This is a genomic window from Halobacterium hubeiense, assembly GCF_001488575.1.
GTDB lineage: Archaea > Halobacteriota > Halobacteria > Halobacteriales > Halobacteriaceae > Halobacterium > Halobacterium hubeiense.
On sequence record NZ_LN831302.1, the window covers coordinates 686,467 to 702,289 of the forward strand.

Below are 15,823 nucleotides of genomic sequence, written 5' to 3' on the forward strand. Positions count from 1 at the left end.
CGTTACCGGTCGGCGTCCTCGACGACCTGCAGGAGTTCAGCCATCGTCCCGTCGTCGGTGCCGTCGAGCTGTGCGGCGGCCTGCTCGCGCACGCGCTCTAATTCCGTCTGCAGCCGCTGGAAGCGCTCGTCGTCGGCCAGCTTCGACTCGTCGTAGCGCGCCTGCAACTCCGCGATTTTCGAGCTGAGCGCGTACAGCGCCCGGAGCTCCCGCGTGTAGTTCGCGCGCTCCAGCAGCTCCCGGGTGGCGTCCACGACCTCCTCGCGGTCCACGGGCTTCTCCAGGTACATATCGTAGTCCAACTCGACGACGTTGAGGTCGGGCTCCAGCGCCGTCAGCATCGCGACGCGAGCGCTCCCGTCGCGCTCGCGAATCTCCCGGAGGGTTTCGTCGCCGGAGCGCTTCGGCATCCGCCGGTCGAGCAACACGGCGTCGACGTGCGGGCCGTACTTCTCGAGCGCTTCCTCGCCGTCGGTCGCGACGACCGCGTTCCAGCGCTGGTCTATCCAGTCACCGACTGCCTCCGCGAACTCGGCCTCGTCGTCGACGACGAGAACCGTGTGGTCGCCGTCGAGCGCGTCGCTGCTCTCGCCAGCCCCGCTCCCGTCGGTCTGCGCGGGCGGACCCGAAGCCGCGAAACTGTCGGCGGTCATACCAGTGTAGTCGGCTGGCCCCCGTAAAACTGGATTGGCCGTCAGGTTACACGAGCGCGCTCACTCCCCGGCGAGGTCGAACTCCTCGCGGAGCAACCCGACCGCGTCCCGGACGCCGGCCGCAGAGGCGAGGTAGCTCGCGCCCACGCCGGACTTCACGGCGTTCGCCGCGGCGCCCCGGAGCACTGTCGGGCCGACCTGTGCGACCGCGCCATCCCCGACGCTCACCAGCCAGCCCGGCGAGTCGAACGTGTACTGTTCCAGTCGCGGCCGGAAGCCGTCGTCGCGCTCGCGTACGTCCGCGACCAGTTTCTCGACGTTCCGCGCCGCGACCTTCGCCTCGCGGACGGCCGCCTGCGCGGACGCCGGTACTGCCGTTCCCTCGGCGTCAATAACACGCGCGGCGTCCCCGAGTACGAGCGTCCGGTCGTCGGCGGCGAAGTCCGCGTGGACGTCCACGCGCTCGCCGTCGAGCGCGTCCGGGCCGCGGATGCCGCCCGTCCACACGAACACGTCGTACGCCACGTCGCCGTCGTCGGTCTCGATTACCTCGTCCGTCGCCCGCGAGACGGTAACGCCGGTGCGCACGTCCACGTCCTCGCGGTCGAGTTCGTCGCGGACCGCCGCTCGGAACTGCTCGGGGAACGACGGCGCGACCGTCTCGCGCTGTTCGAGCAACACCACGTCCGCGTCGGCGTCCGCCTCGCGCGCGAACGCCGCGAGTTCGCCCGCCGTCTGTACGCCGGAGAGGCCGGCACCACCGACGACAGCCGTGCCGCCGCCCGATTCGAGGAGGTCCTCGAACTCGCTGCGGATGCGCGCGGCGTCGGGCAGTCGCTTCAGCGGGCTGGCGTGCGCCTCGACGCCCGGGAGGCCGTAGTACGCCGTCTCCGCGCCGAGGCAGACCGCGGCCACGTCGTAGTCGAGACTGGTGCCGTCCGCGAGTTCGACCTGCCGGGCGTCGCGGTCGACGTCCTCGACGGTCGCGACCTCGACACGCGCCCGGTCGAAGATGTCGTCGAGCGGGACGACGACGTCGTCGCCGAACTCCGGGTGGCGTATCACGCGGTGGAGTTCGTGCTGGACGAGGTGTTCGCCGGTGTCGTCGACGACCACGAGGTCGACGTCTGCCGGCAGCCGGTCTTCCAGTCGGTCGGTCAGGACGACGCCCGCGTAGCCACCGCCGAGTACGACGACGCGCATACCGGTGCTACGCGAGCCAGCGCCAAAACCGTACCCGCCGTCAGAACAGCGCGTCGCTCTCGTCGAGAATCCGTGCGGGGCCGCCGACCTCCCAGACGTCCGTCTCGACGCCCGTCTCCGCGACGGCCGCCTCGACCTCGTCGGCGTACTCGGCGCGCGTGTTCACGTAGACCGTCGCGCCCGTGTCCGTCGAGAAGTAGACGGGGACGTCCTCTTCGCTGCGGAGGTCGCGGACGGCGTCGAACACCTCGATGGTGTCCGGCTTCCAGTACACCCACCCCGACGGGCCGGTCATCGTCGTCGCCGCCAGCGACAGCGAGTCGTGCTCGGCGGTCTCGAACACGCGCTGGAAGTCGCCCTCGCGGAGCGCGTCGCGGGCCTCCGCCAGTTGCGCGTGGATGTGGGAGAGGCGCGCCTCGAACATGTGGCTCTCGGCGGCCTCGGCGTGCGCGTGCCCGGTCTCCTTGTAGGAGGGGACCTTCGCGATGACGATGCGGAGGTCGTCGACGAACTCCTCGGGGACGTCGAGGCGCTCGCTCCGGCAGTCCTCGTCGTTCAGGCCCGTGTGGAGGTCCGAGAACCCGCCCGTGACCGCGCGCGCCGCGGAGGCGGAGCCGCGCCGCGCGATGGTCGAAATCTCGGGCAGCGAGAGGTCCAGTCCCGCGGCCTCGGTGGCCGCGCGAGCGAGCGCCGCGAACCCCGACGCCGACGACCCGAGGCCGATGTTCGACTGGAAGTTGTTCTCGCTCTCGACGCACACGCGGTCGTCGGTGCCTGCTCGCTCGCGGACCTCGTCGACGACCTTCCGGATGCGGTCGGCGCCCGAGCCCTCGACCTCCTCGCCGTCGATGACGTACGTGTCCTCGTCGCGGTCGGGCTGGAACTCGACGGTCGTCGTCGTGTTGCTCGGCGCGGTGCAGACGCTGATGGAGTCGTGGTAGGGGAGCCGGAGGTCCTCGTCCCGCATCCCGTGGTACTTCACGATGCCCTGAATCGGGTGGGCTCGCGCGGTCGCTTTCATACCCCGATGGGGGTCTGTCGCGCGCATAAACGTCCCGGAAGCCGGTCGGCGCTCGCGCTGTCCGCGTCGGAATCAGGCTGACAGGCGGCACGCGCGCCGGCGGGTCGGCAGGGCGGCGTGCCGCGCTCCCGCGAGCACCCTGCCGCCGTCGTCAGGTCACGCGTGACCGTGGTCCCGGCCTCGCATTTGAACGTTCGCCCGGCCGGTTCCGTTACAGGGAAAGGCGCGCCGGTCGAGTTCCGGGTATGGGAACGCCGCTGGACACCCGGGAGGCACAGGTCGAGGAGGTCATCGACCGCCTCAGCGACGAGTACCCCGACCCCGAGATTTCGCTGAACTTCTCGAACCGCCTCGAACTGCTGATTGCCGTGATTCTGTCCGCGCAGTGCACCGACGAGCGCGTGAACAAGGAGACCGCCCACCTCTTCGAGAAGTACGAGTCCATCGAGGACTACGCGAACGCCGACGAGGAGGAACTCGCGGAGGACCTCAACTCCATCACGTACTACAACAGCAAGGCCGGCTACATCAAGAGCGCCGCGCAGACCATCGTGGAGGACCACGACGGCGAGGTGCCGGACACGATGAGCGAACTCACCGACCTGTCGGGCGTCGGCCGGAAGACCGCGAACGTCGTGCTCCAGCACGGCCACGACATCACCGAGGGCATCGTCGTGGACACGCACGTCCAGCGCATCTCGCGGCGGCTCGGCATCACCGAGGAGGAACGTCCCGAGGCCATCGAGGAGGACTTGATGCCGGTCGTGCCGCGCGAGCACTGGCAGAACTTCACGCACTGGCTCATCAGCCACGGCCGGGACACCTGCACCGCGCGCAACCCCGACTGCGGGGACTGCCTGCTCGAAGACGTCTGTCCGTCCTCGAAGCTCGACAGCGACGTCGACCTCGCCGACGGCACCGAGTGGTAGCGAGCCGACGACGCGCGTTTCACTCCCGTCGCGGAGACTCAAATCGGGGCTTTAGCTTTAGGAGGTGCTTTGAGGGAGCGACGTGTAGCCCCGCGCAGATGGCAGAGAACCGCTTGCTCCCCTCGCGGTCGACCGTCGAGCGCGGCGACGGCTCCCGCGTGGTCGGCATCCGCGAGGACGCCGCCGCCGAAGTGTTCGAAGCGCTGTCTTCGAGCACCGCCCGCGAGATTCTCGCCGCGCTGTACGAGGAGCCCGACACCGCCTCCAGCGTCGCCGAGCAGTGCGACACGTCCCTCCAGAACGCCACCTACCACCTAGAGAAGCTCGTGGACGCCGAGCTCGTGGAGGTCGCCGACACGTGGTACTCCGAGCAGGGCCGGGAGATGAACGTGTACGCGCCCGCGTCGGAGTCGCTGGTCGTGTTCGCGGCCGACGAGGCGTCGAAGCCGTCGCTGAAAGACCGGCTGTTGCGCGTGCTCGGCGCGGTCGGATTCCTCGGCGTCGCGAGCCTCGTCGTCCAGCGGCTGTTCGGCGGGCAGGCGTCGCCGGACTACCAGACAACGGGCGGCGACGCGGGCGGCGCGACGCCCGCGCCGGCGACGACTCAGGGCGGAGACGTCGGCATCATGAACGAGCAGGCCACGGAGACGGCGCAAGCGACGACGACCGCCGCGAGCAACGTCACGCAGCAGGCCTCGCAGTCGGCCGCGCAGTCGCTCCCGCCGGGCGTGCTGTTCTTCGCCGGCGGGCTGCTCGTGCTCGCGGTCGTCTTCGCCTACGTCTGGTACCGGCGGCGGTAACGCCGTTCAGAACTGCGTCTGGTACTTCGTCACGAACTGCGCGACGCCGAGCACCCACGCGACCAGCCAGCAGAGCACGTAGCCGACGACGCCCGCGCGCAGGCGGAGCCGCCACGCGCTCATGTTCTCGTGAATCTCGTCGAGGTCGACGTCCTGGTCGGGGTCGTTGTAGAGGTTGTACTCGCGCTTCGCGCGCAGGATGGGGACGATGCCGGTGAGCGCGAACGCCAACAGCGCGTACGCCTGCACGCCGAAGAACGCGTGCAGCACCGCGAACCCGCCGAGCTGGTCGACCAGCGCCGGGACCATCCAGAAGACGACGGGGACGGTGTTGAGCGCGAGCCCCACGAAGATGTACGCGAGGTGATGCCGCAGCGTCCCCCACGTGACGGTCTCGGCGTCGATGATGATCCACGCGCCGTAGAGGTAGCACGGGAAGCTCGCGGTGACCAGCAACGCCGCGACGCTCGCCACCGTCACGTCCTCGACCATAGCGGGACGTTCGCGCGACGCGACTAAACGGGTTCGCTTCGTTCCCTCGGCGCGGAAACCACGGGACGGCCTGACACAAGACGTTTACCGGTCTCGGACACAGCCTCGGTCATGTCCCCGACGCGCATCGCCGACGTCGCCCTCCTCGTCGCCGTCGCGGGCTGTGCGGGGCTCGCGCCGACCGGCAGCGAGACGGCCCCGACGACTGCGCCGACGGCGACACCGACGGAGACGACGTCTAGTGACACGACCGCACCGCACACTGGCGTCGGCACGTCGCACTCCCCCGAACACCTCACGGTGCGCGCTAGCGCGGGTGTGGAGAACGCCACGGTGACGCTGGCGCCCGACGGCGACGCAGAGTCGTACGAAGTCCCCGCCGGCCGGGAAGTCGACCTCACGCGCGAGATTCACGACCGCGGCCACGACGTGCACGTGATCGTCGAGCGCGGCGGCGAAGTCGTCTACGAGGCCGACGTCCTCGGATACGAGCACCACAGGGTGACTGTCAACGAGAACGACACCGACGTCAGCATGGCGGTCGTGTAGGTCGGAAGCGTTTACCCGCTTCACGCGCAACTCCGAGGTGATGACTGACTCCAACGCCGGCGAGGGCGACAAGCCCGCGCCGGACGAGGAGCCCGACGCCGAGACGCCGGCGGACCTCCGAGAGCAGGTCGACTTCGAGGAGTTCGGCCCGAAGGAGATGGCCGAAATGTCCGCCGAGGAGTGGGACGCCGCCTTCGACCCGGACACGTGGATTACGGGCGAGCGGCTGCTCGACCGCGTGGAGGGCGACCTCCGGCACCGGGTCGCCACGCGGGACGTGTTCGCGGTCGTCGAACGCGACACCATCGACGGCGAACCCGTCGTGCTCGCGTACTCCGACGAGGGGTACGCGGTCGTCTACGCCGACGGCACGGTGCAGGGCACCGGCACCGTCCTCCGGGACGTGAAGCCGACGGTCGCGCTCTGCTCGATGGACGACTACGACGTCCCCGACGCCCCCGAGGACGCCGGCCTCCCGGACCCCCAAGAGGTCCCCGAGGGGAGCGGCGGCCTCGGGACGACGCTGCTCCAGTACATCGGGCTCGCGCAGGTCGTCGTCGGCGTCCTCCTCGTCCTCTCGCCGCTGTTCTACGACCCGCTCGTGCGGTCGTGCCCGTCGGTCGCGGGGTCGGCCGCGCGCGCCTGCTCGGTGGCCGGGACGACGCTGGAGCTGTACCCGCTCGGGAACTCCGCCATCATCGCCGTCATCGCTGGCGTCGGGTTCGTGCTGTTCGGCGCGCTGATGCTGGTAATCGTCGCCAACGCCCGGCTGTCGGACCGCTTCCGCTCCGAGGAGTTCCGCAACCGGCTGCGCTCGACGGGACTCGGTGACGGCGAACGGCCGTCGTTCGTCCCCGAAACGGACAGCCAGCGAGACGACTCCGACGCCCCCTGAACGCCGGTAGAACCGGCGTACGGCCCGTCTCGTTCCGCGCGGCCATCGGTGGGTTTATGCGGGAGCCATCCTGACTCACGACTGTATGAAGAGGCGGGACTTTCTGAAGATTGCGACCGGTTCGGCCGGCGGCGCTGCAGCCATCGGCGCAGCCGGCGCTCGGTCGTCCTCCACGTCCGCCGCCGTCCAGGAGGGCGAAGGAAACAACACGACCTCCGGGAACGGCACGTCCGGGAACGCCACGACGTCGGAGGGCGACTCGGGCGAGGACGGAGGACTCCCGGGCGCGGGGACGACGAAGACGGTGACGGTCGCCCCCAACGGCCAGCTCGTCTTCGAACCCGAGACCGTCTACATCCAGCCGGGTGCGACGGTCGAGTGGGAGTGGGCGGCGGGCGGCCACAACGTCGTCCCGGACAGCATCCCCGAGGAGGCCTCGTGGGAGGGCCACGAACCACTGGAGGACTCCGGGTTCACGTACTCGCACACGTTCGAGGGCCCGACCGGGGAGTACGACTACGTCTGTACGCCCCACGCCGGCGCCGGCATGGTCGGCACCGTGGTCGTCAACGAGAGCGGACAGGCACCCGGAGGCGAAGGCGGCGGAGCCGAGCTCCACCCCGAAGAGATGGGCGTGCCGTTCCAGGCACACTTCGTGGGCATCGCGACCATCCTGATGATGATCGTGTCGCTCGTCTACGCCTTCTTCGTCCTCAAGTACGGCGAATCACAGCACGCGAGCGCACCCAACAAAGAATAAATGTCCTCGAAAGGCTCCAACTACGGCGACATCCACCGGTACGAGCCCGCCCGCGAGAGCACGGCGGCGACCGTCGCAATCGTGTTGCTGACGCTCGTCGAAGTCGCGTTCGTGGCGGTGTTCGCGTACGGCCTCGTCACGGGCTGGGGCGTGGACCCCGTCGGCAACATGTACCTCGGGTTCCTCCTCGCGGCCATCTTCATCGACCTCTCGTTCGTCCTGCTCCTCTACCGCAAGGAGTTCCTGCCGGACGTGATGATCGTGAAGAAGCGCCGGCGCAAGTGGGAAGACCTCTACGTCCGTGAGGACCAGGTCGACGGCGAGTCCGCGTTCGGTGACGTCAGCGAACAGTTCAAGAAGGCAATCTACCCCTACTACGAGAAATAATGTCTGACAAGTACCCAGAGAGTTCGGGACGCCGCCGCTTCGTGAAGGGCGTCGTCGGGAGCGCCGGCGTGGCCGGCATCGGCACCGCCGGCGTCGCCAGCCTCGACGCGGTCACCAACCAGACGGGGACCGGTGGCGGCCAGACGACGTACTTCGGCGTCCAGAACACCGGCGGGCCCGCGCCGCGTGCGATGCCGATGGTCCCCCTCGAAATCGACGACGAGGGGTACCTCCGCGGCGTCTACCCCGAGGTTCAGGAAGTCGAACAGCAGGGCGAGACGGTCCAGGTCGCCCGCGAAGACCTCGGCGGCATCACCTACGAAGTCGACTGGTTCCAGTACTGCGGCATCCAGGACTACGAGGGCCTCCAGCCGAGCTACGAGGGCGACAACTACTTCCGGTACTCGGGCGGCTCCAGCTCCTACGACTGGCAGCCCGGCTCCGGCCAGGTCCACGTCGACGACTTCTCCGACTACGACACGTGGGCCAACGACTACGGCGAGGCCGGCATCGGGAAGCCCGCGTCCGTGACGTGGCGCTCCCAGGACACCGACAACTCGATTCCGGTGCAGGTCATCCGGAGCACGCTCCTCGAGGACGCCATCGAGGACGCCAGCGGCGAAGTCGGCGAGTGGCTCGACGCCGCCACGGAGAACGGCTTCATGGCGTTCCTCAACAAGTGCACGCACTACTGCTGTGTGCCCGGCTACCGATCCTCGAACTACGAGGGCGCCGGCGACAAGATTTACTGTGCGTGCCACCAGTCCATCTACGACCCGTACAGCATCGTCAAGCGCAGTTTCACGGCGTACCCGCGCCCGGAGGACGGATAAATGAGCGTCGAACGCAAGGACGACCACGACCACGACGCGTGGCTCGAGGAGAAAGACCTCACGCCCATCGAGCACACGTTCCTCGCGACGCTCGTCTGGCTGGACAAGCGGCTCCGGCTGGTCGACTACCTCGAACTGCTGGAGACGCTGTACTACCGGGTCAACCTCCAGATGCCGAAGAGCCACACCGAGCAGTACAACCTCGACAACAAGTTCTGGTACTGGTACCCACTGTACTCGCTGGGGTTCTTCTCGACGCTGGCGTACGTCGTCGCGGCGATATCCGGCGCGTTGCTCGGGTTCTACTACTCGCCGTCGACGGCCGCCGCCGCGTCGTCGAACATCGAGGGCGCGACCGTCGCGTACAGCGCGGTCGCCGCCATCATGACGGACCTGAACTTCGGGTTCTTCCTCCGGTCGCTGCACCGGTGGGCCGCGCAGGTGATGACCGCCGCGGTGTTCCTGCACATGCTGCGCGTCTACTTCACGGGCGCGTACAAGGAACCCCGCGAGGTCAACTGGATCATCGGCATCGTCCTGCTCAGCCTCACGATGGTCTTCGGGTACACGGGCTACCTGCTCCCGTGGGACCAGCTGGCGTTCTGGGCGGGGCAGATCGGCGTCGAGATGAGCCTCTCGATTCCGCTCATCGGCGAATGGGTCGCACAGCTCGTGTTCGGCGGCTTCTCGCCGGGGCAGCCGACACTCCAGCGAATGTACATCCTCCACGTGTTCCTGCTCCCGTTCGTGGTGACGACGGTCATCGCCATCCACCTCGGACTCGTCTGGATGCAGGGCATCGCGGAACCCCACTAAAACCATGGCAGACGACGAACACACCGACGACGCGGCTCGCACCGACGGCACGGGCATCGTTCCGCCGGACGACGAGACGCCGACGTGGCGCGAACGCAAGGAGCGCACGACCGGCCTCTCCCGGCTGACCTACGAGTACTTCGAGCGCTCCCGCCGGGAGGACCAGGACCTCCGCGAGGAGTCCGACTACGTCGAGCGCGACGTGCTCGCGTTCCCGGTCTGGCCCCACGAGCTCATCCGGAACCTCGCGCTGACGAGTTTCTTCGTCGGGATGATTTTCTTCCTGGCGTCGACGCTCCCGCCGCACCTCGGCGCGCCCGCGAACCCGAGCCAGACGCCGAGCATCATCCTGCCGGATTGGTACCTCTACTGGTCGTTCGGCCTGCTGAAGCTCGGCCCGCTGAACCCCGACCTCGCCATCCTCGGCGGGGAGAAGCTGATGGCCGACCGGACGTACGGCGTGGTCGCGAACCTCGTCGTCGTCGGGTTCATCGCCATCGTCCCGTTCCTCAACAAGGGGAGCGCGCGCCGGCCCGTCGAGCAGCCGTTCTGGGCGTCCGTCGGCGTGATGGGCGTCGTGTTCGCGGTGACCATCAGCGCGCTCTCCATGAAGAACCTGATTCCGCTGGACTCCCACCTCCTGTTCGACCTGACGTTCCTCGTGCCGCCGATAGCCGGCGCCATCGCGTACGCCCTGCTGAAGACGATGCGCGAGGGGTACATGTACGACCTCAACCGCCGGTACTACAAGCTCCGGCCGCCGAAGTAACCGGCTCCGACCGCCCGCCGCTCTCAGTTCTCCCGCTTCTCTCCGTTCTCCCGCCTCACGTTCGTCGCGAGTGCACGCGTTCCCCGCCGACCGCGACAGTGAAGTACCGCGCGGCCGTTCCTCCGACCAATGGGTGACGACGAACGTGGCAGAGACGTGGTCGTGCCCGACCGGCTCTACAAGTCCGTGACCGTCTTCTCGACGCTGTTCGCCGTCGTCACGGTCGTCCTCGGGTTCGTCTCGCTGGACAGCGCGACGAACGCGGGACGGGCGGCGCCCGAGGACGTGAACGTCGCGCTCGCGGCGCTCGGCGTCGGCCTCATCGCGGTCGGGGGGCTCGTGTACGCGTTCTCCTCGCGGTTCCGCGCCAGCGGAATGGCAAAGGATAAAGACAGCGGCGACGAACCTTCGGATAATGGCTGACGAGTTCGCGAAGGGGCTCGGCCTGTTGACGGGCGCGGGCCTCATCTGGATGGTGCTTGCGGGCTGGTACAAGACCCCGAGCTTCTCGGGCGCACAGCTCACCGGCGCGCCGCCGAGCGACCTCTCGATGCTCGGCGAGGCCGCGCTGATACTGACGGAGTCGATGTTCTGGCTGGCCATCTTCGGCGCGGCCCTGTTCTGGGTGGGCGTGCCGCTGGGCCGGCAGCTGTACGCGGGCATCGGCAGCGAGTAACCGCTCCCGTTCCTTCTGACGGACGTCGCCCGTCCGCGTAGCCGTCGCTCTCCCGTACTCTGTGTCGAGCAGTTCCGCGCGCGCGTCGCGCTCTTAGTGGTCGGGCGTTACGGCTCGCGCGTCACGCTGCTCGGAGCCGTGTCACTGCTCGTCGCTGACCGAAGCGGAGCGAAGCGTCGCGTCGAGAAATCGGCGCGGTCGCTGCGGAATCTGTCGCAGTAGAGAAGCGTCGGCGGGCCGCCTCAGACGACCTGCACCCAGTACGGCTTGATGAGGAAGAAGACGCTGATGTAGGCGGCGTACAGGAACGTGATGGTCGCCGCGACGAGAGCGCCCTTCGGGGCTTCCAGTTCGAGGCCCTCGCGGGCTTCGACCTTGCGCGCTTCGAACTCGAAGAAGTCGGCGAGCATCGTGCCGAGCGCGAGCACGGACAACACCATGCCGCTGTGGTGGTGCAGCGTCAGGTAGTAGAAGCTCAACAGCACGACGCCCCACGTCGTGAAGGCGTGGAACGGGTGCCACGAGAGCGCGTCCGCGCCGTTCTCGGCCTGCCGTTCGTGGGCGGCGTGGGCGACCCGCCGGCTGACGAAGTTCAACACGACCATGACCAACACGGCGTACTCGGCGTAGGGCGCCAGCACCGTGTCGAGTGGCCCGAAGAGCGTGACCGATGGAACTGCCATGCGCGAACGTCGGTCTGTCGCGGTATTATGTCTTTTCCAATACGCTCACTCGAAGCCGACGCCCCGCGACGCCGCGACGACCGCGACGGGGAACGGCTCCCCCCAGTCGAGTTCGACGGGGTCGTGCGGAGCGGCGAACCCGCGGTCGCGGCCGTCCACGAGCAGCGACACGTCGGCTTCCTCGCGGACGACGGTGACGGTGGCGGGCGCGTCCAGCACCCACTGGACGCGCTCGACGCGGAACGGCGCGACGGGCACGACCGCGAGCGCGTCGGCGTCCGCGGACAGCAGCGGGCCGTTCGCGTCGCCGGCGTAGCCGTGGCTGCCGGCGGGCGTCGCGACGACGACGCCGTCCGCGCGCACCGCGTCGACGTCGCGGCCCCGCGTGGCGACCGCGTACTCGGAGATGCGCGCGGGCTCGTCGGTCACGAGCATCACGTCCGCGAGCGCGCGCACCGTCCGCTCGCCGGCACCGACCGCGAGCGTCGGCCGCTCGTCGACCTCGTAGTCGCCGCCGGCGAGCGCGGCCAGCGCGTCCGGCAGGTCGTCGCGGGTGACGCCGCCGTACTCGTCGCCGGCGCCCACCGGGAGGACGGGCGCGCCCGGCGCCGCGGCCAGCGCGTCGAGGAGCGCGTCCTCGCCGAGCGCCGCGAGTACGTCCGCGTCGCTGTCCAGCGCCTCGTCGCCGACGACCGCTTCCCCGCCGGCGTCGCGCACGAGGTCGGCGGCGGTCGCTCCGTCACCGAGCACGCCGACGCGCGTCACCGCGACACCCCACGCGGCATCGTCTCGCTCATGGTCGGAACGCGGGGCCGGCAGTCGCAAAAAGGCTACGGGCTCCCGGCGTCAGTACGGCCAGTCGCCGGTAATCTGCATCCCCTCCGCGAGGTCCTCGGCTTCCAGTGCGGCGGCCACGTCGGCCTCGCTGGCGTGTGCGACCGCGAACCCGTCGCTGGCGAGTTCGACCGCGAGCGCGGTGAGGAGAATTGCTTGCTCGCGGAACGTCCGCACTTCCAGTTTGTCGAGCGTGTCCGCGTGCGTGTGCCCCCAGCCGCGGCCGTCGCCGTCGGTCTGACTGGTGACGTGGTAGCCGGGCACGCCGAACTTCACGTACTCCCAGTGGTCGGAGTGCGGCCCCATCTCTGGGGTCACCGAAATCGGGTGGTCGAAGCGCTGTGCGACCGTGCGGGCGGCGTCGCCGAGCGCGTCGAAGTGGTGCGTGTAGAACTCCAGCGTGCGGCCGGCGACGACCCCGTCGAGGTTCAACACGGCGCGGACCTGCTCGCGGTCGCGGTTCGCGGCGTCGTAGGCGGAGCCGACCAGCCCGACTTCCTCCGCGCCGAAGCAGACGAACCGGACCTTCGTGTCGAGGTCGGCCTCGCGGTCGGCGAGCGCGTGCGCGAGCTCGACGACCATCGCGGTGCCGGCGCCGTTGTCCATCGCGCCCTCCGCGATGTCGTGGGCGTCCACGTGGCTGGTCACGAGCAGCTCCTCGTCGGTGTCCGGGCCGAGCGTCGCGTGGACGTTCTGACTCGTCGCGTCGCCGACCTCGGCGCTCACGGAGACGCCCACGGTGTCGCCGTCGTACTTCCGGCCGAGGCGCGCGCCGACCTCCTTGGAGACGCCGAGCGCGGGAATCTCGCCGAGCGGCTGGTCCTCCGTGCCGACGCTCCCCGTCGGCGGGAGCTGGCCCTCGACGTGGTTCTTGTAGACGAACGCGGCCGCCCCCGCCTCGACGGCATGGTAGTACTTCTCTCGGCGGTGGAGGTAGCGGTCGTACCAGCCGGGCACGTCCGAGGCGACCATCACGACCTTCCCGTCGAGGTCCGCGTCCTCGAAGTCGCTCGGGAGGCCGTAGCCGAGGTCCACGAACTCGCCGGCGACGTCGCCGTTCGGACTGCGCGGGAGCGCGATGCAGTCCTCGTCGCCGTCCGGCGTCTCGACGGCGCCGTCGCCGCGCGTCCAGCCTTGAATCTCGAACTCGTCGAGGGTGGCGTCACCGCAGGCGGCCGCGAGCGCGTCCCGCGTCGCTTCCGCGGCCTCGCGCTCGCCCGGCGACCCGGCCATCCGGTCGCGCACGTCCACGAGCGTCTCGAGGTGGCTCCAGCCGGTGTCGCTGGTGAACACGTCGCCAATCCAGTCGGTCATGGCCGTACCGACGCCGACCACGCCGTAAGTCGTTACGGAAGGAGAAGTCGCGCCGCGCTCAGAGGTCGCCTTCGTCCTTCAGGCCCTCGATGACGTCGTCGACGAGGGATTCGGCGTCGTCGTAGGGGAAGTCCGCGCGGCTGGAGAGCTTCGTCGCCAGCTCCATCGCGGTGAAGGACTTGTCGCCGGCCTCGAACTTCGTCGAGGGGCCGTCCGGGAGCGCGGGCACCAGCCCCATCTGGTTCTTCACGGGGTAGTCGGCGTTCGAGAACGCGTCTAAGAGTTCCTTGCGGAGTTCGGATTCGACGTCTGCCATGTTCGCACGTGGACAGCGACCCGGCAAAAGGGTTCTGGAACCTTCGACCCGGCGCGGAGAGTTTCCACGCTCGACGCTCGTCTGCCCCGGCGCTCGCCGCGTTCCGTCCGCGACTCCCGACAGCCCGCGCAGACCGCAAACCAAAGTATTCAGTACCCGGTGTCCCCTAGCCCCGGGCATGAACTCCGATGCAGACGAGCGGGTGACGCGCCGCAGTTTCCTCCGAACGGGTGTCGGCGCCGCCGCTGCGGGGGTCGCCGCGACTGGAACGGCCGCCGCGCAGGAAGGCGAGGGCGGCCCGACGGTCGTCACCGTCGGCCCGGGCGGGAGCAACGTCTTCGACCCAGAGACCGCCTACGTGCAGCCCGGTGGCACCGTCCGCTGGGAGTGGGGGTCCAGCGGCCACAACGTCGTTCCCCAGTCGACGCCGTCGGGCTCGGACTGGTCGGGCCACGAGCCCCTCGAAGACTCCGGGTTCACCTACGAGCACACCTTCGAGACCGAGGGCACCTACGAGTACGTCTGTACGCCCCACGCCAGCCTCGGCATGGAGGGCGTCATCGAGGTCACGGAGAACCCGCCGGAGAACACCGGCTACCAGTCCATCCTCCCGGACAGCGCGCTGAACCTCGGCGTCGCCGCGACCGGGTCGCTGGTGTCGGTGCTCGGTCTCACTTACCTCTTCATGCGGTACGGCGGCGACTACGAGGGCGACTTCGGGGAGTAACTTTCTAGACCGTCACCCACTCGCGGCGGTCGTCACTGCGCTCGACGGCGTCCAGCAGCCGCTGCACCGCGAGCCCGTCCGCGAAGTCCGGGGCGTACTCGCCCCCGCCGGCGGCCGCCCCGAGGAACTCGCTGTTCTCGTGGACGAACGTGTGCTCCCAGCCGAGGACGTGGCCCGCGGGCCACCAGTGCTCGCCGTAGGGGTCGTCGTCGTCCGTGACCAGCACCGTCTCGAAGCCGCGGCCGTCGCCGCGGCGGACCTCAAGTTCGTTGAGGCGTTCGAGGTCGAACCGGAGCGCGCCCTCCGAGCCGTCGATTTCGAACGTGTGGCCGTTCTTCCGGCCGGTCGCGTACCGCGTCGCCTCGAAGGTCCCCATCGCGCCGTTCGCGAACTCCGCGTGCGCCGCGAACGCGTCGTCGACGGTGACCGAGCGGGGTTCGCTCTCGCCCTCGGGGACGCGCTCCTCGACGAACGTCTCGCGGTGCCCGCTGACGGCGTCGACGTCGCCGACGAGGAAGCGCGCGAGGTCGAAGCTGTGCGCGCCGAGGTCGCCGAGCGCGCCCGACCCCGCGGATTCGGCGTCCATCCGCCACGTCCACGGCGCGTCCGCGTCCACCAGCCAGTCCTGGAGGTAGCGGAAGCGCGCGTGCCGAATCTCGCCGAGCGCGCCGTCCTCGATTAGCTGCTTGGCGTACTGGACGGCGGGCACGAACCGGTAGTTGAACCCCGTCGCCGCGACGGCGTCGCTGGCCGCGGCCGCGTCCGCCATCCGCTCGGCGGCTTCCACGGTGGGCGCGAGCGGCTTCTCGCAGAGCACGTGGACGTCCTCCTCCAGCGCCGCGATGGAGGGCTCTACGTGGACGTCGTTCGGCCCGAGGTTGTAGAAGACGTCCACGTCGTCGATTGCGTCCCGCCAGTCGGTCGCCACGCGGTCGAAGCCGAGGCGGTCCGCGGCCTCGCGAGCGGCGGTCTCGTCGCGACCGACGAGCACGTCAAGCGATACCGCCGGCGCGTCCGGGAAGAACTGCGGGAGCGAGCGGAGCGCGTTCGCGTGCGCGTCGCCCATGAACCCGTAGCCGAGCATCCCCACTGAGAGCGGTTCGTCGGTCACTGCCCCGCCCTCCGTCGGGCGCCGAACCCGGCGCTCGTGTCGTGTGCTGTCACGT

Annotated in this window: 21 protein-coding genes; 12 read left to right on the top strand and 9 right to left on the bottom strand. The window is 69.3% G+C overall.

Features of this window, described 5'->3' with window-relative positions; translation table 11 throughout:
- Positions 1-2: 2 nt before the first annotated feature.
- From HHUB_RS03485 to mvaD, 3 genes are read right to left on the bottom strand one after another with little or no spacing between them, the layout of a single operon-like run.
- On the bottom strand, positions 3-653 hold the full coding sequence (locus HHUB_RS03485; protein ID WP_082687159.1) for a response regulator: 651 nt from the start codon (positions 651-653) through the stop codon (positions 3-5).
- Between the two features lie 60 nt (positions 654-713).
- Positions 714-1,856 (bottom strand): NAD(P)/FAD-dependent oxidoreductase, encoded by a 1,143-nt coding sequence (locus HHUB_RS03490; RefSeq protein WP_059056217.1) that lies wholly within the window; start codon positions 1,854-1,856, stop codon positions 714-716.
- Positions 1,857-1,896: 40 nt separating this feature from the next.
- Complete coding sequence (gene mvaD / locus HHUB_RS03495) at positions 1,897-2,877, bottom strand: phosphomevalonate decarboxylase MvaD (protein WP_059056218.1); 981 nt, start codon at positions 2,875-2,877, stop codon at positions 1,897-1,899.
- Between the two features lie 245 nt (positions 2,878-3,122).
- On the opposite strand from mvaD, the gene nth reads away from it, so the two are divergent.
- A complete protein-coding gene (gene nth / locus HHUB_RS03500) occupies positions 3,123-3,806 on the top strand; it encodes an endonuclease III (protein WP_059056219.1) in 684 nt (227 codons plus the stop codon).
- Between the two features lie 98 nt (positions 3,807-3,904).
- Positions 3,905-4,606 (top strand): ArsR/SmtB family transcription factor, encoded by a 702-nt coding sequence (locus tag HHUB_RS03505; RefSeq protein WP_059056220.1) that lies wholly within the window; start codon positions 3,905-3,907, stop codon positions 4,604-4,606.
- A gap of 6 nt (positions 4,607-4,612) precedes the next feature.
- Here the strand turns inward: HHUB_RS03505 and HHUB_RS03510 are convergent, their stop codons facing one another.
- A complete protein-coding gene (locus tag HHUB_RS03510) occupies positions 4,613-5,098 on the bottom strand; it encodes a DUF7321 family protein (RefSeq protein WP_059056221.1) in 486 nt (161 codons plus the stop codon).
- A 111-nt stretch (positions 5,099-5,209) separates the two neighbouring features.
- Here HHUB_RS03510 and HHUB_RS03515 point away from each other — a divergent pair, with 111 nt between their 5' ends.
- The 9 genes from HHUB_RS03515 (at position 5,210) to HHUB_RS03555 (ending at position 10,783) form a co-directional block, all read left to right on the top strand.
- On the top strand, positions 5,210-5,647 hold the full coding sequence (locus HHUB_RS03515; protein WP_059056222.1) for a hypothetical protein: 438 nt from the start codon (positions 5,210-5,212) through the stop codon (positions 5,645-5,647).
- Between the two features lie 40 nt (positions 5,648-5,687).
- Complete coding sequence (locus tag HHUB_RS03520) at positions 5,688-6,542, top strand: DUF7319 domain-containing protein (protein WP_059056223.1); 855 nt, start codon at positions 5,688-5,690, stop codon at positions 6,540-6,542.
- 85 nt (positions 6,543-6,627) lie between these two features.
- A complete protein-coding gene (locus HHUB_RS03525; RefSeq protein WP_059056224.1) occupies positions 6,628-7,302 on the top strand; it encodes a plastocyanin/azurin family copper-binding protein in 675 nt (224 codons plus the stop codon).
- Positions 7,303-7,689, top strand: coding sequence for a DUF7318 family protein (locus HHUB_RS03530; RefSeq protein ID WP_059056225.1), 387 nt, complete (start codon positions 7,303-7,305; stop codon positions 7,687-7,689). It abuts the gene before it with no gap.
- A complete protein-coding gene (locus tag HHUB_RS03535) occupies positions 7,689-8,522 on the top strand; it encodes a Rieske 2Fe-2S domain-containing protein (protein ID WP_059056226.1) in 834 nt (277 codons plus the stop codon). Before HHUB_RS03530 ends, HHUB_RS03535 begins: the two co-directional genes overlap by 1 nt.
- Positions 8,523-9,338 carry a cytochrome b gene (locus HHUB_RS03540; protein ID WP_059056227.1) on the top strand — a complete coding sequence of 272 codons (816 nt, stop codon included), beginning with the start codon at positions 8,523-8,525 and terminating at the stop codon, positions 9,336-9,338.
- 4 nt (positions 9,339-9,342) lie between these two features.
- Complete coding sequence (locus HHUB_RS03545; RefSeq protein WP_059056228.1) at positions 9,343-10,107, top strand: cytochrome b family protein; 765 nt, start codon at positions 9,343-9,345, stop codon at positions 10,105-10,107.
- A 129-nt stretch (positions 10,108-10,236) separates the two neighbouring features.
- Entirely contained in the window at positions 10,237-10,530 is a 294-nt protein-coding gene (locus tag HHUB_RS03550) for a DUF7315 family membrane protein (protein ID WP_059056229.1), read from the top strand.
- A complete protein-coding gene (locus HHUB_RS03555) occupies positions 10,523-10,783 on the top strand; it encodes a DUF7314 family protein (protein ID WP_059056230.1) in 261 nt (86 codons plus the stop codon). The genes HHUB_RS03550 and HHUB_RS03555 overlap by 8 nt, the downstream gene beginning before the upstream one ends.
- Positions 10,784-11,025: 242 nt before the next feature.
- Here the strand turns inward: HHUB_RS03555 and HHUB_RS03560 are convergent, their stop codons facing one another.
- From HHUB_RS03560 to HHUB_RS03575, 4 genes are all read right to left on the bottom strand, one after another.
- The gene (locus HHUB_RS03560) at positions 11,026-11,466 is read right to left on the bottom strand and encodes a DUF7313 family protein (RefSeq protein WP_059056231.1); all 441 of its coding nucleotides are present in this window, start codon (positions 11,464-11,466) and stop codon (positions 11,026-11,028) included.
- 45 nt (positions 11,467-11,511) lie between these two features.
- Entirely contained in the window at positions 11,512-12,231 is a 720-nt protein-coding gene (locus tag HHUB_RS03565) for an NAD(+)/NADH kinase (protein ID WP_059056232.1), read from the bottom strand.
- A gap of 81 nt (positions 12,232-12,312) precedes the next feature.
- Complete coding sequence (locus HHUB_RS03570) at positions 12,313-13,614, bottom strand: M28 family peptidase (protein WP_059058177.1); 1,302 nt, start codon at positions 13,612-13,614, stop codon at positions 12,313-12,315.
- A gap of 58 nt (positions 13,615-13,672) precedes the next feature.
- A complete protein-coding gene (locus tag HHUB_RS03575) occupies positions 13,673-13,930 on the bottom strand; it encodes an MTH865 family protein (protein ID WP_059056233.1) in 258 nt (85 codons plus the stop codon).
- A gap of 178 nt (positions 13,931-14,108) precedes the next feature.
- On the opposite strand from HHUB_RS03575, the gene HHUB_RS03580 reads away from it, so the two are divergent.
- Positions 14,109-14,657 carry a plastocyanin/azurin family copper-binding protein gene (locus HHUB_RS03580; protein ID WP_059056234.1) on the top strand — a complete coding sequence of 183 codons (549 nt, stop codon included), beginning with the start codon at positions 14,109-14,111 and terminating at the stop codon, positions 14,655-14,657.
- A 4-nt stretch (positions 14,658-14,661) separates the two neighbouring features.
- Here HHUB_RS03580 and HHUB_RS03585 read toward each other — a convergent pair whose 3' ends face one another.
- The gene (locus HHUB_RS03585; RefSeq protein ID WP_059058179.1) at positions 14,662-15,741 is read right to left on the bottom strand and encodes a Gfo/Idh/MocA family protein; all 1,080 of its coding nucleotides are present in this window, start codon (positions 15,739-15,741) and stop codon (positions 14,662-14,664) included.
- Between the last annotated feature and the right edge of the window lie 82 nt (positions 15,742-15,823).

Bases quoted from the DNA above. Each gene is read 5' to 3' on its own strand.
- mvaD (WP_059056218.1), bottom strand. From the start codon at position 2,877: ATGAAAGCGACCGCGCGAGCCCACCCGATTCAGGGCATCGTGAAGTAC.
- HHUB_RS03490 (WP_059056217.1), bottom strand. From the start codon at position 1,856: ATGCGCGTCGTCGTACTCGGCGGTGGCTACGCGGGCGTCGTCCTGACC.
- HHUB_RS03555 (WP_059056230.1), top strand. From the start codon at position 10,523: ATGGCTGACGAGTTCGCGAAGGGGCTCGGCCTGTTGACGGGCGCGGGC.
- HHUB_RS03520 (WP_059056223.1), top strand. From the start codon at position 5,688: ATGACTGACTCCAACGCCGGCGAGGGCGACAAGCCCGCGCCGGACGAG.
- HHUB_RS03525 (WP_059056224.1), top strand. From the start codon at position 6,628: ATGAAGAGGCGGGACTTTCTGAAGATTGCGACCGGTTCGGCCGGCGGC.
- HHUB_RS03505 (WP_059056220.1), top strand. From the start codon at position 3,905: ATGGCAGAGAACCGCTTGCTCCCCTCGCGGTCGACCGTCGAGCGCGGC.
- HHUB_RS03570 (WP_059058177.1), bottom strand. From the start codon at position 13,614: ATGACCGACTGGATTGGCGACGTGTTCACCAGCGACACCGGCTGGAGC.
- HHUB_RS03545 (WP_059056228.1), top strand. From the start codon at position 9,343: ATGGCAGACGACGAACACACCGACGACGCGGCTCGCACCGACGGCACG.
- HHUB_RS03515 (WP_059056222.1), top strand. From the start codon at position 5,210: ATGTCCCCGACGCGCATCGCCGACGTCGCCCTCCTCGTCGCCGTCGCG.
- HHUB_RS03535 (WP_059056226.1), top strand. From the start codon at position 7,689: ATGTCTGACAAGTACCCAGAGAGTTCGGGACGCCGCCGCTTCGTGAAG.
- HHUB_RS03485 (WP_082687159.1), bottom strand. From the start codon at position 653: ATGACCGCCGACAGTTTCGCGGCTTCGGGTCCGCCCGCGCAGACCGAC.
- nth (WP_059056219.1), top strand. From the start codon at position 3,123: ATGGGAACGCCGCTGGACACCCGGGAGGCACAGGTCGAGGAGGTCATC.
- HHUB_RS03580 (WP_059056234.1), top strand. From the start codon at position 14,109: ATGAACTCCGATGCAGACGAGCGGGTGACGCGCCGCAGTTTCCTCCGA.
- HHUB_RS03510 (WP_059056221.1), bottom strand. From the start codon at position 5,098: ATGGTCGAGGACGTGACGGTGGCGAGCGTCGCGGCGTTGCTGGTCACC.
- HHUB_RS03560 (WP_059056231.1), bottom strand. From the start codon at position 11,466: ATGGCAGTTCCATCGGTCACGCTCTTCGGGCCACTCGACACGGTGCTG.
- HHUB_RS03575 (WP_059056233.1), bottom strand. From the start codon at position 13,930: ATGGCAGACGTCGAATCCGAACTCCGCAAGGAACTCTTAGACGCGTTC.
- HHUB_RS03550 (WP_059056229.1), top strand. From the start codon at position 10,237: ATGGGTGACGACGAACGTGGCAGAGACGTGGTCGTGCCCGACCGGCTC.
- HHUB_RS03585 (WP_059058179.1), bottom strand. From the start codon at position 15,741: ATGCTCGGCTACGGGTTCATGGGCGACGCGCACGCGAACGCGCTCCGC.
- HHUB_RS03540 (WP_059056227.1), top strand. From the start codon at position 8,523: ATGAGCGTCGAACGCAAGGACGACCACGACCACGACGCGTGGCTCGAG.
- HHUB_RS03530 (WP_059056225.1), top strand. From the start codon at position 7,303: ATGTCCTCGAAAGGCTCCAACTACGGCGACATCCACCGGTACGAGCCC.